Genomic DNA, 13518 nt, shown 5'->3' on the forward strand with positions numbered 1-13518 from the left:
CTGCGCCGCGTGGCCGTGGAGCCCAAGTTCTCCGACGACGTCATCGTGTGGCCCTCCAGGAGCGCCGTGGCTGGCGGTGCAGAGATGGCGGCACTGAGCGCAATCAATCTCGGCAACGCGGCAGAGGCGCTCGGTCAAAGAGTGGAGGGTCGCGGCATTCCCCGGATGAAGCTCATCAAGCAGCTCGACGACGTGTCCGTGATGCAGGCCAACTCGTCCGCCCTGCTGGCGATGCGCCGCAACACGCCAGGGCTGCGGGTTGCACCTGCCGCATGGGCCTACCTCCAGTACATCCGGCCGCTGAGCGATGAATTGGATTCCAGCGCGATCCAGGTCGCGCCGGGGGCCAAGGTCAAGAGCTTCGAGCTGCATCTTGCGGACCCGCAGGGCAAGCCCGTGCCGGGCGTCCGGGTCAAGGCGCTCGTCGATTGGGACGGCGCGCACGTGCCCGCGGTGACCGACAGCAAGGGAATCGCGAGCCTGGGAATTCCGGTGCTCTACCCGCGGGTGGAAATGATCCTGGTCGAGCCGGAACACACGCACTGGTCGGTCTTCATCAAGGGATTCGACCGGGTCGCGGCACCGAAGCGATTGAACGTGCAGGCCACGCCGCTGGTGCCCGACAGCTTCCAGCTGCTGGCGAACTACGCGCCATACGACCCCCAGGCCGGAGCGGGCGTGACGGTCGGCGTGATCGACAGCGGCGTCGGGCCGCATGCGGACATCGCCGTGGCGGGCGGCGGCTGTTTCGTCACTGGCGAGAATGCCGCGGATTTTCTCGACAACGGCATCGGGCACGGGACCCACGTCGCCGGCATCATCGCGGGCAAGAAAGCGGCCGCCACCGGCATCTATGGCCTAGCGCCGGCCTGCCGCCTGCTGGCCTACCGGGTCTGCCCGAAGACCGGCGAGCGTGGACGCGCGAAATCGACCGACATTGCCAGCGCGCTCGAACGCGCCATCAGTGACGGCTGCAACATCGTGAACATCAGCATGGGCAGCCTGGAGCCGATGCCGGAGATGCCGGACATCCTCCAGAAGGCGCGCGATGCCGGCGTCGTGGTGTTCGCGGCCACCGGCAACGACGGCCAGCCCCTGCTGCGCTACCCGGCCCGGTACAGCCACACCCTGGCCGTCGGTGCGCTGGGGCGCGACGGGACATTTCCGGCCGATTGCCCCGAGAGCTTTCAGGAGAGCGAGATCCGCCGCAAGAAAGAGTTTGTCGCCGAGTTCTCGAACTACGGGCTTTCGACCGATTTCATCGGCCCCGGCGTGGCGGTGCTGTCGACGTTTCCGGGCGAAAAGTACGCAATGATGTCCGGCACCTCGATGGCCACGCCGTACTCCTCGGGCATGGCGGCCCGTCTGTTGTCAGGGAATTCGAAGCTGCTTAACATGCCTGACGGTCCTGAAAAGGCCGACGCCATCGTCAAGATGCTGTCTCAGACAGCGCAAAAGGTGGGTTGGCCGGCCGAATATGAAGGTTTTGGAGTTCTGAAGTGACAAGCGTCGTGTTGACCTACACAGGCAGCCCCGGCAAGAAATTGTCGGCGCAAGCACGGCTGCGCCGCAGCGTGCCGGGCGCGGTGCTCACGCCAAAGACGAGCACCCTGGTGGAAGCCCAGCTCGACGAGGAGCAGCTGGCGGCGCTCGAGCAGAACCCGGAATGGGCCGTGTCCCAGCCTAGCTTCGCGGAAATCCGCAAGCCTGTCTTCAATCTGAAAAACGCACGCGCCAAGCTCGCGAAATAGCCGCAAGGCGCCCACGGCCGCTGGTGGTCATGGAGTTTTTTGGATAGGGAGCTTCATGTCCGATACAGACATCCAGGTCGTGAGCAATTCATGGGCCGGAATCCAGCGCGTCGCCGCAACGCCGAAGCCACCTGAGTTCTTCAGGGGCCGTGAAGGCTACGCACCAGAGTTCTTCGGGGACGCCAACCGAGTGGAACTGCCGTCGATGGGCGACGCCATCTCCATGGACGACATCGCAAAGCTCGAAGACGGCTCCTTCGAACTCAAGTACCAGCACTTCAGCACGGTGCAATGCATTTCCCGGCGCGTGCCGCTTTACTCGGCGTGCAACATCGACGGGTCGAAGTCGAAGAACGTTCCGCGTCACGACACCTGGAACTACGACGGCCGCATCAAGAAGGAATACCAGATGCTGCGGGAGGCCTACGGCCCCGAGCAGGACAAGAAATTTTCCCGCGGCCACATGACGCGCAGGCAGGACCCGAACTGGGGCTCGCTGGCAACGGCGCAGCGGGCCAACATCGACACCTTCTTTGCCACCAACGCCTGCCCGCAATGGCAGCCTTTCAACGATGGGCTGTGGGGCGATCTAGAGGACTACATCCTCGGCAACGCCCAGGGCGACGACAAGCGCATCAGCGTCTTCACGGGCCCGATCCTCCGGTCGGACGACCCGGAGAGATTCGGCATCCAGATTCCGCGGGACTTCTGGAAGGTGGTGGCCTTCATCAGCGAGGCGACGGGCGAGCTGAGCGCCATCGCTTACCTGATGAGCCAGGGCACCTATCTCGATTCAGGAGTGGCGCGCGACCTCGAGGACTTCGAAACCTCGCAGCGTCCGCTCGCGTTCATCGAAGCAGAGACCGGGCTCAAGTTCGAAAGCCTCGAAGGGCGTGACGTGCTCGATGGCGTCGACATCGCGTTCGTCCAGCCCATCCGGCGCTACGCTGATACGAAGCTTCCGGCCTGACTGGCGCGAAGGCGCGGTCGATCAGCCGCGCAGGGATTCGATCAGGTCGATGTACTTCTGCTTGGCCTCGTCGGCGCTCGCACCCTTCTGGGCGGTCCACGCGTCCCACTTGGCGCGCGCGACGATGTCGCTGAAACTGGGCTTCTTGGCGGTGTTGTCGCCTTCGGTGGCTTGCTTGAAGAGGCCGTAGATCTTCAGCAGCGTCGGGTTGTCGGGGCGCTCGGCGAGCAGCTTGGAGTTGGCCTGGGCGGCTTCGAATTGGGCGTTGAGATCAGACATGGCGGTCGAATTGAAGAAAAGCGGAAACCGTGCATCTTAAATTGCGCGGTACCCGGTGGTACCAGATTCAGTCCTTCAGCCCCGCCCGCGCCAGCTCCACATCGAGCCGCTCCCGCGCATCGGCCGGCTTCAGCCCTGCAGCTCTTTCATATAGCCGCGTTGCCTCGCCCGTGCGCGATTCGCCGTGCAGCATCAGCTGCGCGCGGGCGTATTCCATCATTCCGGCGGCCGAATGGGGGTGCAGTTCGAGGCCGCGTTCGAACAGTTCGAGCGAGGTCTCGGCACGCACGCCGTAGGTCATGCGCCCGACCAGCGCACCGACCTTGTCGATCACCTCGGCGTGGAACGAAGCCAGCGCGAGGTGCGCGTCCGCGTGCCGCGGCTGCAGCTCGATCACGCGCTCCAGCGCTCCCTTGAGCTTGCTGCCCAGTCCCTGCGCCAGCGCACGCGCCACGCTGATGCCCTGGCTGTAGCGGCCCAGTGCGTAGGACTGCCAGTAGAGCGCCTGGCAGTTCTCGGGCTCGGCAGCGGCCTGCGCGCTCGCGCGCTCGATCACCTGGCGGAACATCGCGAGCCGCACGGCCTCGCGCGGTTCGACGTAGTTGGCGTAGATCGCGGTCGCCTGGTTGGCCAGCGCCAACCCTTCGGCGCCCTGCAGCAGGCCGATGGCGGCGGCGCGTTCGAATTCGCCGCTGTGGTACAGCGCCCAGCCTTCGGCGAGCGCAGAGCTTTCGGCCGGCAGCGGCAGCTCGTGGCCGGCATGCAGGCGCGGCCAGTGGAGCAGCACGCTGCGGGCATCGAAGCGGGGCACGTCGGCCCAGGGCAGGGGCGTCCAGGGGGCCGCGTCGGCGGTGGCAAGCGGGCTGGCAGGCATCAGCGAGAGCGGTTTGAAATCGGGGTGGGGCATGGTTGCTAGACCGCCATATCGACCGGGGAAGCCGCGGCGCCGGCGCTGCTGCCGGCACCGCTGTTGCTGGAATCTTCGCCGTTGTAGGCATTGCTGAGTGTCAGCAGATGCCGCCGTTGTTCCCGCCCGAGGTAGGGCGCGAGCAGGTGCAGGGTGTGGTGGCCGCCGCGCATCAGCGCGCCCTGCGCATGCGCGGGCTCCAGCGCCTCGCGCGGGTTGCGCACGTATTCATAGCTGAGCCAGTAGGTCAGCACCACGACCATGCTCTGCGCGAGCGTGTCGACCTCGTGCGCGTCGATCTCGAGGTGGCCGGCGCGGCTCAGGCCGGCGATCAGCTGGCGGATGGCGCGTGCCTTGTTTTTCAGCACCAGCTGGAACTGGGTTTCCAGCCGCCGGTTCTTGCTGAGCAGGTCGTTGAGGTCGCGGTAGAGAAAGCGGTAGCGCCAGATCAGCTCGAACAGGCTGTGCATGAAGAACCACGCGTCCTCCACGTCGTGCACGCCTTCGCTCGCGTGCAGCAGTTCGTTGAGCTCGATCTCGTAGGCTTCGTAGAGCTTGTTGATCAGCTCTTCCTTGGCCGGGTAGTGGTAGTACAGGTTGCCCGGACTGATGTTGAGTTCGCCCGCCACCAGGGTGGTCGAGACGTTCGGCTCCCCGAAGCGGTTGAACAGATCCAATGCGGCTTCGAGGATGCGTTGCGCCGTGCGGCGTGGCGCCTTCTTTGCCATGTCGGTGCCCCCGGTTGTCTCGTGGTCTCTTGGGGGCACTCTAGCGCATGTGCACCGCACCATGAACGGTGCGGGACATGTTTTGCCGCGCTGATTTTTTGTGCAGTGCCGCAATACCGACCGGTCGGCAGACGGCGCGGGCTGGCTCAGCCGGCTTTGCTGCGGCGCAAGGTTTTCTTGGCGGCCGGCGCGGCCGTCTTGCGGGCCGCGGTCTTGCGGGGAGCGGCAGTGGCGCCCTGCGGTTTCTTCAGCTGTGCTTCGAGCGCCTCGACGCGCGCCTGCAGCGCAGCCATGTCGGCGGCGCTGGGGATGCCGAGCTTTTCGAGGGCGCGCGCCACGCGTTCTTCAAAAATGTTCTCCAGCTTGCCCCACTGGCCCGCGGCCTTGGTGCCGAACTCGCTGGCGAAGCCGGCCATGCGTTGCTGGGCCTGGGACAGGGTTTCCTCGGCGGCCTGCTGGGTCTTCTTCTGCATGCCGGCGCCGTCCTTGACCAGCGCCTCGAAGGCCTTGCTGCCTTCCTGCTGCATCTTGGCGAAGGCGCCGAGCCCGGCGAGCCAGATCTGCTGGGCGGAATCCTTGATGCGGTCTGCGGCCTTGCCGTTGCTGTCGTCGTCCTGGGTAGCCATGCGAATGTTCCTTTGCAAACAATCGGCCGACTCTAGCCGTTCGACGTGCTTCCCATTAGAGCTTCGCGTCTATGAGGCCAAGCCTCCCCGGGAAGGCTCAGGGCGTTGCGCCCGCCGCGCGGCTCGCGTCGAGATGCGCCTTCGCGCGCTCGGCCAGGGCCATTTCACCGGGCGTGCCGGGCACATAGGCCTCGACCGGCAGCGGCCGCCCGTGCGAGTCGACCGAGACGAACACGATCAGGCATTCGGTGGTCTTTTCCATCGAGCCGCCCTTCATGTCGCCGCTGCGCACCTCGACCGAGATGTTCATGCTGGTGTTGCCGGTGTAGGCCAAGCGGGCCTCCACCTCGACGAGGTCGCCGATCATGATCGGCCGGTGAAAGCGGATGCTGCCGATGAAGGCGGTGACGCAATACCGCTTGGCCCAGCTGGTCGCGCAGGCGTAGCCGGCCTCGTCGATCCACTTCATGACCGTGCCGCCGTGGACCTTGCCACCGAAGTTGACGGTGCTGGGCTCGGCGAGAAAACGCAGGGTGATCGAAGACATGGGGCCGCCTTTTCGGATATGGCTATGGGGTGGGGAGCCGCGATTATGCGAGCGGGCGCACGCTTGCGGATGCCGCCCGTCGTCCGGGCATGCACGCTCAGTCAGTCGGCCGCTAGCTGCCGCTGAACAGCTGGGCCAGGGTGCGCCGCAGCCAGGCATTGCCCGGGTCGGCATGGAAGCGCTCGTGCCAGTGCTGCTTCACCGCATAGGCCGGCAGCATGAAGGGCGGCTCCAGCAGCTTCACCGGCTCCTGCGTGGCCAGCACCTTGCCGAGGATGCGCGGCACCACCACGATCAGCTCGGTGTGCGCCACGATGCGCGCCACGCTCAGGAAGCTCGACAGCCGCACCACCACGTCGCGCTTCAGGCCCAGCCGCGCGATGGTCGTGTCGACGATGGCGTGCCCGGTGCCCGAGGTCGACACCACCGCATGCGCCTCCGCCTCGAAGCGCTTGCGCGTGAGCTTCGCGCCGATGCGCGGATGGTTCTGCGCCGCCAGGCAGACGAAGTTCTGCATGAACAGCGTCTGCTGGTAGAAGCCCGCGTCCAGCTGCGGCATGAAGCCCACGGCAAGGTCGACCTCGCCGTCCTGCAGGCGGCGCCCGCTGATGGTCGAGATGATCTCGGTCTCGATATGCACCCCCGGCGCCGCGCGCCGCAGGTGGTCGAGCAGGCCGGGCAGCAGCACCACCTCGCTGATGTCGGTCATGCAGATGCGAAAGCGCCGCTGCGCCTGCGCGGGCTCGAAGCTGCTGCGGTTGCCCTGGGCCTGAGCCAACTGGGCCAGCGCCTCGCGCAGGTTCGGATAGATGCGCTCGGCATGCGGTGTGGGCTGCATGCCCTGGGCGGTGCGGGTGAACAGGCGGTCGTCGAAGTGCGCGCGCAGCTTGTTCAGCGCGGTGCTGGCCGCGGCCTGCGCCATGCCCAGCCGCTCGGCCGCCTTCGAGACGTTGCCGGTCTTGTAGACCTCGTCGAACACGGCGAGCCATTCGAGATCGAGCTTGGACATCGGGGGCTCCTGCGTACGGTGAAAGGCACCATTATCGAAATTTCGAATTCCGTGTATTGGCTATCGGTCTTGAGGAAATAGTGGTGCGGCTCAACAATGCCGCCACGGAGACACCCACGCCATGAAACCCGCGCCTTCCAATGCGGCAGAACGCCGCGACTACTACGCCAGCATCCGCCCGCTGAACCTCACGCCGCTGTGGGAATCGTTGCACGCGCTGGTGCCGCGCGAACCGCAGACGCCCTGCGTGCCCGCGCTGTGGCGCTACGACGAGATCCGTCCGCTGCTGATGGAGTCGGCCGAGCTCATCACCGCCGAAGAGGCCGTGCGCCGCGTGCTGGTGCTCGAGAACCCGGCGCTGCCCGGCAACTCGTCGATCACGCAGTCGCTCTACGCGGGCCTGCAGCTCATCATGCCGGGCGAGGTGGCGCCTTCGCATCGCCACGTGCAGTCGGCGCTGCGCTTCATCGTCGACGGCAAGGGCGCCTACACCACGGTGGGCGGCGAACGCACCACCATGTACCCCGGCGACTTCATCATCACGCCCTCATGGGCCTGGCACGACCATGGCAACGAAGGCATCGGCGGCACAGTGGAGCCCGTGGTGTGGCTCGACGGGCTCGACATTCCGATGCTGCGCTTCTTCGACGCCGGCTTTGCCGAGAACGACGACGCCAAGGTGCAGCACGTGTCGCGCCCCGAAGGCAACAGCCTCGCGCGCTTCGGCCACAACATGGTGCCGGTGCGGCACGACCACGCATCGGCCACCTCGCCGATCTTCAACTACCCCTACGCACGCAGCCGCGAGGCGCTGGCGCAACTGCAGACGCAGGAAGCGCCCGACGCCTGGCTGGGCCACAAGCTGCGCTACATCAACCCGCTGACGGGCGGCTCGCCGATGCCGACCATCTCGACCAACCTGCAACTGCTGCCAAAGGGCTTCGCGGGCAAGACGCACCGCGCGACCGATGGCGCGGTGTACAGCGTGGTCGAAGGCCACGGCACGGCCGAGATCGCCGGCCAGCGCTTCGAGTTCGGTCCGCGCGACACCTTCGTGGTGCCTTCGTGGGCGCCGCTTCGGCTGTCGTCGCCAGGCGAAGACAGCGTGCTCTTCAGCTTTTCCGATCGCCCGGTGCAGCAGGCCATGGGCATCCTGCGCGAAGCCTTTCTCGAAGACGCCTGAACCCGGGCGACCCTTCTTTTCTTTTTTTGTTCGACCGTGTGCCGCCACGCGCGGCAGGAGCCTTCATGTCCTTCGTCTTCACGCCTCCTTCCATCGTCGGCCTGCCCATCGTGGGCTCCGACCAGCAGTTCCCCGTGCGCCGCGTCTACTGCGTCGGCCGCAACTACGCGGCCCATGCACGCGAGATGGGTTTCGACCCCGACCGCGAACCGCCTTTCTTCTTCTGCAAGCCGAACGACGACGCTTCCGTGGTGCCGGTGTTCGACGGCAAAGGCGCGTCCATTCCCTACCCGCCGCTCACGAGCAACTACCACTACGAAGCCGAGCTGGTGGTTGCCATCGGCAAGGGCGGCAAGAACATTCCGGTCGACCAGGCCGCAAGCCACATCCACAGCTACGCCGTGGGCCTGGACATGACCCGCCGCGACCTGCAGATGAAGATGCGCGAGCAGGGCCGCCCATGGGAAATCGGCAAGGCCTTCGACTTCTCCGCGCCCATCGCGCCGCTGCGCACGCTGGCCGACGTGGGCGAGATCAACGCCGGCGCCATCGTGCTCGAAGTCGACGGCCAGGTGCGCCAGAGCAGCGACATCACGCACCTGATCTGGTCGGTGAACGAAGTCATCGCCAATCTGTCGACGCTGTTCACGCTGCAGCCCGGCGACCTGATATTCACCGGCACGCCCGAAGGCGTGGGCGCGGTGAAGCCCGGCCAGACGATCAAGGTGAGCATCGACCGCCTGCCGTCGCTGACTGTGCACATCGACTGATTTCCTTCATCGCACAGGCCCGCCATGACCCCATCGAAGAACCCTCCCACCGTGCTGCTGGTCGGCGGCGGCATCGGCGGCATGGCCGCGGCGCTGGCGCTCGCGCGCCTGGGTGTTTCCATCGACCTGCTCGAACAGAGCGCCACCATCGGCGAGATCGGCGCCGGCCTGCAACTCGGCCCCAATGCCTTCGCCGCGCTTGACGCGCTGGGCGTGGGCGAGGCGGTGCGCCGGGGCTCGGTGTTCACCGACAGGCTGGTGATGATGGACGCGGTCGATTGCGGCGAAGTGGCTTCGGTGCCGGTCGGCGAAGCCTTCCGCGCGCGCTTCAGGAATCCCTATGCGGTGAGCCATCGCGCCGACCTGCATGGCGCGATCCACGAGGCGGTGAAGCAGCATCCGCTGATCCGCTTCCACACCTCGGCGCAGGTCGAGGCTATCGATATGGGCGGTCAGGGCGTCACTGCCGTCACGAGCGATGGCCGGCAGTTCAAGGCCGACGCCATCGTCGGCTGCGACGGCGTGAAGTCGGTGGTGCGCAGCAAACTCATCGGCGATGCGCCGCGCGTGTCGGGCCACGTGGTCTACCGCGCCGTGGTGCCTGCGGCCGACATGCCGGCCGACTTGCGCTGGAACGCGCCCGTGGTCTGGGCCGGCCCCAACTGCCATCTGGTGCACTACCCGCTGCGCCATGGCGAGCAATACAACCTGGTCGTCACATTCCACAGCCGCGAGCAGGAGGAGTGGGGCGTGACCGACGGCAGCAAGGAAGAAGTGCTCTCGTACTTCGAGGGTGTGCATGCGCGCCCGCGCCAGCTGCTCGACCGCCCGACCTCGTGGCGCCGCTGGAGCACCGCCGACCGCGATCCGGTCGAACGCTGGAGCGAGGGCCCGGCCACGCTGCTGGGCGATGCGGCGCATCCCATGATGCAGTACCTCGCGCAGGGCGCGTGCATGGCGCTCGAAGACGCGGTGACGCTCGGCGAGGCGGTGAAGGCCTGCGGCTTCGACATGACCGCCGCGTTCAAGCTCTATGAAGCTGCACGCATCGCCCGCACGGCGCGCGTGGTGCTGTCGGTGCGCGAGATGGGGCGGCTGTATCACGCCAAGGGCGTGGAGCGCCTCGTGCGCAACAGCCTGTGGGTCGGCCGCTCACCCGAGCGTTTCTACGATGCGGTCGAATGGCTCTACGCCTGGCGGCCCGAGCATTGCCTGGACGATGCGCCCGAGGCGCTGCGGCCATCTGCCGAAGCGGCCGCCATGGCCGCCGCGCTTTCGCTGCACTGACACCCGTTGCTTCCAACATTCATAACCATCGAGGCCCCAGGCCCAGGAGACAAGACATGAACTTTTCGCGCGCACTTCTGGCAGGCGTCCTCGCCCTGACGGCGGCGACAGGCGCCATGGCGCAAGCCGGCGACTTCCCCAACAAGCCCGTGACCCTCGTCACCCCCTTCGCGGCTGGCAGCGGCCCCGATGCGGTGCTGCGCCTGGTCTCCGACAAGCTCTCGCGCCTGTGGGGCCAGCGCGTGCTGATCGACAACAAGCCCGGTGGCGGCGGCTTCATCGCCATCGACCAGGCCCGCCGCGCCGCGCCCGACGGCTACACGCTGCTGCAGCTCGACAGCGAGCACATCGCCGCGCTGCCGCACCTGTACAAGTCGCGCAACTTCGTGACGCTGCAGCACTTCGACCCGGTGGCGTCGCTCTTTCGCACGCCCTTCTTCGTGGCCGTGGGCACCGACTCGAAGTGGAAGAGCATGAGCGACCTGATCGCCGCCGCCAAGGCCAACCCCGACGGCATCGTCTACGGCTCGTGGGGCGTGGGCAGCCCGGGCCACCTGGGCGCGCAGCAGCTCGAGGCGCTCACTGGCATCCACATGCGCCACGCGCCGTACCGCGAGGTGTCGCAGCTGTTCTCCAACGTGGGTGCGGGCGAGGTGCCTTGGAGCTTCGCGAGCATTCCGTCGAGCCAGGGCATCTACAAGGCCGGCAAGCTGCGCTACCTGGCCATCGCGGCGCCCAAGCGCATCCCGCAGATGCCCGACGTGCCGACCATGGCCGAGGCCGGCGGCCCGGCTTCGCTGGAGGTGAATTCGTTCGTGTCGCTGCTCGCGCCCAAGGGTGTGCCGGCAGCCATCAAGGCGAAGATCAATGCCGACGTGGCCAAGGTCATCGCCGACCCCGAGATCCGCGCCCGCTTCGACACCTTCGCCTTCGAGCCGCTGGCCTGGTCGCCAGAGGAAATCGAGCGCAATGCCGAGGCCAAGTCGAAGGTGTACGGCGAGCTGGTGCGCAGGGGCAACATCAGCCTCGAATAGCGGGGGGCGTGGCTTGCCCGGTGTCTTGCTCGACAGTTAAGCTGGCCCTCTTTAGTTTTTGACAACTTTTTCACACTTCTTTTCATGCAAGCCACCAAGAGAGCTCTCCTGATTGCCTGCGGTCTGGCGGCCGCCGCCACCGCGCTGCCGCTGAGCGCCAATGCAGAGAATGCCGCCTGGCCGACCAAGCCGATCCGCCTGCTCGTGGGCTTCCCGGGCGGCTCCACGCCCGACATCGCGGCGCGCACCATCGCCGAGCCGCTGTCGAAGGCGCTGGGCCAGCCGATCGTGGTCGACAACAAGGCCGGCGCCTCGGGCAACATCGCGGCCGACCAGGTGGCCAAGGCCACCGACGACCACACGCTGGGCATCGTCATCAACGGCAACCTCACGTCGTCGAAGATGCTGTACGCCAGGCTGCCGTACGACCCGGTGAAAGACTTCACCTACCTGTCGCTGATCGCGACCGCGCCGCTGGTGCTGGTGGCGCAGAACAACCTGCCCTCCGGCACCGCCTTCTTCGACGAGGGCCGCAAGGCCGGCGACAAGTGGAACTACGGCTCGGTGGGCATCGGCTCGGTCGGGCACCTGGGCATGGAACTGCTCAAGACCCGCGTGCCCGGCTTCAAGCCCGAGCACGTGCCCTACCAGGGCAACCCGCAGGTCATTACCGCGATGCTGGGCGACCAGGTGCAGATGGGCCTGATCCCGCCGGGCGTGGCCATGCCGCAGATCAGGGCCGGCAAGCTCAAGGCCATCGGCCTCACGGGCGGCCGCAGCGCGCTGGTGCCCGAGATCCCGCCGCTGTCGGAAGCCGGCGTGAAGGACTTCAATCTCGAAGTGTGGGTGGCGCTGCTCGGCCCGGCCAACCTGTCGAAGGCGGCGCAGGCGCGCATCAGCCGCGAACTCGAAGTGGTCATGAAGAACCCGGACGTGCGCCGCAAGCTCTTCGAGCAGGGCTGGCAGGCCGTGGGCACCTCGCCGGACGGGATGCGCACGCGCGTCAACGAAGAGGCGGCGATCATGACCAAGATCATTTCCGCACGCGGAATCAAGCTCCAGTGATGACTACGTCTTCCACAACATTGCATGAACCGGCGCGCGAGCTGCCGGTGTTCGGTGAATACGACGTGGTGGTGGTCGGCGGCGGCCCCGCCGGCATCGCCGCTGCCGTGAGCGCTGCACGCCACGGTGCCAACACGCTGCTGGTGGAGCGCTACGGCTTTCTCGGCGGCATGGGCACGGCCGGCGGCGTTACCAACTTCGCGGGCCTGTACGGCAAGCGCAAGGGCGAGATGACGCAGCTGGTGCACGGCGTGGTCGACGAGCTGATCGACCGCATCGCCGGCCTCAACGGCATGAACCAGCCGCAGAACGGCATGGGCGGGCGCATCTGCGTGCGCTCGTACGACACCTCGGCCTACAAGCTGGCCGCCGACCAGTTGCTCGACGCCGCGGGCGTGAAGCTGCTGTTCCATGCGTACGCGGCCGCGGTGATCCGCGAGGGCAGCCGCATCGCGGCGCTGGTGGTCGAGACCAAGTCGGGCCGCCAGGCCATCCGCGCCAACGCCTTCATCGACGCCAGCGGCGACGCCGACGTGGCGGCCTTTGCCGGCGTGCCCTTCGAGGTGGGCGACGGACACGGCAGCGGGCTGTTCCCGACCACCATGTTCCGCATCGGCCAGGTCGACGCGCCGGCCGCACTGGAAGCGGTGGGCGAGTTCAAGGCCATCAACGACTACATGGCGCGCACCGAACAGCAGAAGCCGGGCGTCTACAAGTTTCCGCGCGAAGGCGCCATCCTGCGGCCCAACAAGGACCCGCGCGAATGGCGCGCCAACGTCACGCAGATCCGCAACGCCCAGGGCCGCGCGATGAACGGCGTCGATGCGCGCGAGCTCACCGAGGGCGAGCTCGAAGGCCGCCGCCAGATCAGCGAGTACTTCAAGTTTTTGAAGGCCGAGGTGCCGGGCTTCGCGCAGTCGTCCATCGTGGAGATCGCGCCGCAAGTCGGCATCCGCGAGACGCGGCGCATCCAGGGGCTCTACGCGCTCGGGCGCGAAGACATCCTGGGCTCGGCGAAGTTCGACGACAACATCGGCCTGAATGCCTGGCCGATGGAAATGCACGCAGACGGCCGCATCGAATGGGCCTTTCCGCGCGACGAAGCCAACGCCTACAACCACCTGCCTTGGCGCATGCTGGTGCCGCAGACGCTCGACAACCTGCTGGTGGCCGGCCGCTGCGCATCGATGACGCACGAAGGCCAGTCGGCCGCGCGCGCGAGCGGCGGCTGCTTCGTCATGGGGCAGGCCGCGGGCACGGCGGCAGCGTCGCTGGGCAGCACGGCCTTCGCGAAGGTCGATGTGCCGGCCCTGCAGAAAAAGCTGCTCGCCGACGGCGCCGACCTCGACCGCTGAGAGCGGC

At 67.0% G+C, this 13518-nt stretch carries 15 protein-coding genes; 9 read left to right on the forward strand and 6 right to left on the reverse strand.

What is annotated here, in order from left to right; all coding sequences use genetic code 11:
• Positions 1 to 84: 84 nt before the first annotated feature.
• From AC07O3_RS27935 to AC07O3_RS27945, 3 genes are read left to right on the forward strand one after another with little or no spacing between them, the layout of a single operon-like run.
• Positions 85 to 1503, forward strand: coding sequence for a S8 family peptidase (locus AC07O3_RS27935; RefSeq protein ID WP_495340833.1), 1419 nt, complete (start codon positions 85 to 87; stop codon positions 1501 to 1503).
• A gap of 8 nt (positions 1504 to 1511) precedes the next feature.
• Positions 1512 to 1751, forward strand: a complete 240-nt coding sequence (locus AC07O3_RS27940; RefSeq protein ID WP_143042575.1) for a hypothetical protein — start codon at positions 1512 to 1514, stop codon at positions 1749 to 1751.
• Between the two features lie 55 nt (positions 1752 to 1806).
• On the forward strand, positions 1807 to 2721 hold the full coding sequence (locus AC07O3_RS27945; protein ID WP_426391168.1) for a DNA/RNA non-specific endonuclease: 915 nt from the start codon (positions 1807 to 1809) through the stop codon (positions 2719 to 2721).
• Between the two features lie 21 nt (positions 2722 to 2742).
• Here the strand turns inward: AC07O3_RS27945 and AC07O3_RS27950 are convergent, their stop codons facing one another.
• The 6 genes from AC07O3_RS27950 to AC07O3_RS27975 all read right to left on the reverse strand — a co-directional run bounded on the left by AC07O3_RS27950 (position 2743) and on the right by AC07O3_RS27975 (position 6817).
• Complete coding sequence (locus AC07O3_RS27950) at positions 2743 to 3000, reverse strand: acyl-CoA-binding protein (RefSeq protein WP_007835415.1); 258 nt, start codon at positions 2998 to 3000, stop codon at positions 2743 to 2745.
• A gap of 67 nt (positions 3001 to 3067) precedes the next feature.
• Positions 3068 to 3907, reverse strand: a complete 840-nt coding sequence (locus AC07O3_RS27955; RefSeq protein ID WP_495340834.1) for a hypothetical protein — start codon at positions 3905 to 3907, stop codon at positions 3068 to 3070.
• A gap of 5 nt (positions 3908 to 3912) precedes the next feature.
• A complete protein-coding gene (locus tag AC07O3_RS27960) occupies positions 3913 to 4635 on the reverse strand; it encodes a TetR/AcrR family transcriptional regulator (protein ID WP_495340835.1) in 723 nt (240 codons plus the stop codon).
• Between the two features lie 146 nt (positions 4636 to 4781).
• Positions 4782 to 5261 carry a phasin family protein gene (locus tag AC07O3_RS27965; protein ID WP_495340836.1) on the reverse strand — a complete coding sequence of 160 codons (480 nt, stop codon included), beginning with the start codon at positions 5259 to 5261 and terminating at the stop codon, positions 4782 to 4784.
• Between the two features lie 97 nt (positions 5262 to 5358).
• Complete coding sequence (locus AC07O3_RS27970; RefSeq protein ID WP_093053749.1) at positions 5359 to 5808, reverse strand: acyl-CoA thioesterase; 450 nt, start codon at positions 5806 to 5808, stop codon at positions 5359 to 5361.
• Positions 5809 to 5920: 112 nt separating this feature from the next.
• Positions 5921 to 6817 (reverse strand): LysR family transcriptional regulator, encoded by an 897-nt coding sequence (locus AC07O3_RS27975; RefSeq protein ID WP_495340837.1) that lies wholly within the window; start codon positions 6815 to 6817, stop codon positions 5921 to 5923.
• 121 nt (positions 6818 to 6938) lie between these two features.
• Between AC07O3_RS27975 and gtdA the strand changes: the two genes are divergently transcribed.
• From gtdA to AC07O3_RS28005, 6 genes are all read left to right on the forward strand, one after another.
• Entirely contained in the window at positions 6939 to 8000 is a 1062-nt protein-coding gene (gtdA, locus tag AC07O3_RS27980; protein WP_495340838.1) for a gentisate 1,2-dioxygenase, read from the forward strand.
• Positions 8001 to 8065: 65 nt separating this feature from the next.
• Positions 8066 to 8770 (forward strand): fumarylacetoacetate hydrolase family protein, encoded by a 705-nt coding sequence (locus tag AC07O3_RS27985; protein ID WP_495340839.1) that lies wholly within the window; start codon positions 8066 to 8068, stop codon positions 8768 to 8770.
• Positions 8771 to 8794: 24 nt separating this feature from the next.
• On the forward strand, positions 8795 to 10057 hold the full coding sequence (locus AC07O3_RS27990; RefSeq protein WP_093053760.1) for a 3-hydroxybenzoate 6-monooxygenase: 1263 nt from the start codon (positions 8795 to 8797) through the stop codon (positions 10055 to 10057).
• A 56-nt stretch (positions 10058 to 10113) separates the two neighbouring features.
• On the forward strand, positions 10114 to 11091 hold the full coding sequence (locus AC07O3_RS27995) for a Bug family tripartite tricarboxylate transporter substrate binding protein (protein ID WP_495340840.1): 978 nt from the start codon (positions 10114 to 10116) through the stop codon (positions 11089 to 11091).
• Between the two features lie 84 nt (positions 11092 to 11175).
• Complete coding sequence (locus AC07O3_RS28000) at positions 11176 to 12156, forward strand: Bug family tripartite tricarboxylate transporter substrate binding protein (RefSeq protein ID WP_093053766.1); 981 nt, start codon at positions 11176 to 11178, stop codon at positions 12154 to 12156.
• A complete protein-coding gene (locus AC07O3_RS28005; protein WP_495340841.1) occupies positions 12156 to 13511 on the forward strand; it encodes an FAD-dependent oxidoreductase in 1356 nt (451 codons plus the stop codon). Before AC07O3_RS28000 ends, AC07O3_RS28005 begins: the two co-directional genes overlap by 1 nt.
• The last annotated feature ends 7 nt before the right edge of the window (positions 13512 to 13518 follow it).

This window comes from Variovorax sp. GW821-FHT09D05 (assembly GCF_059416325.1).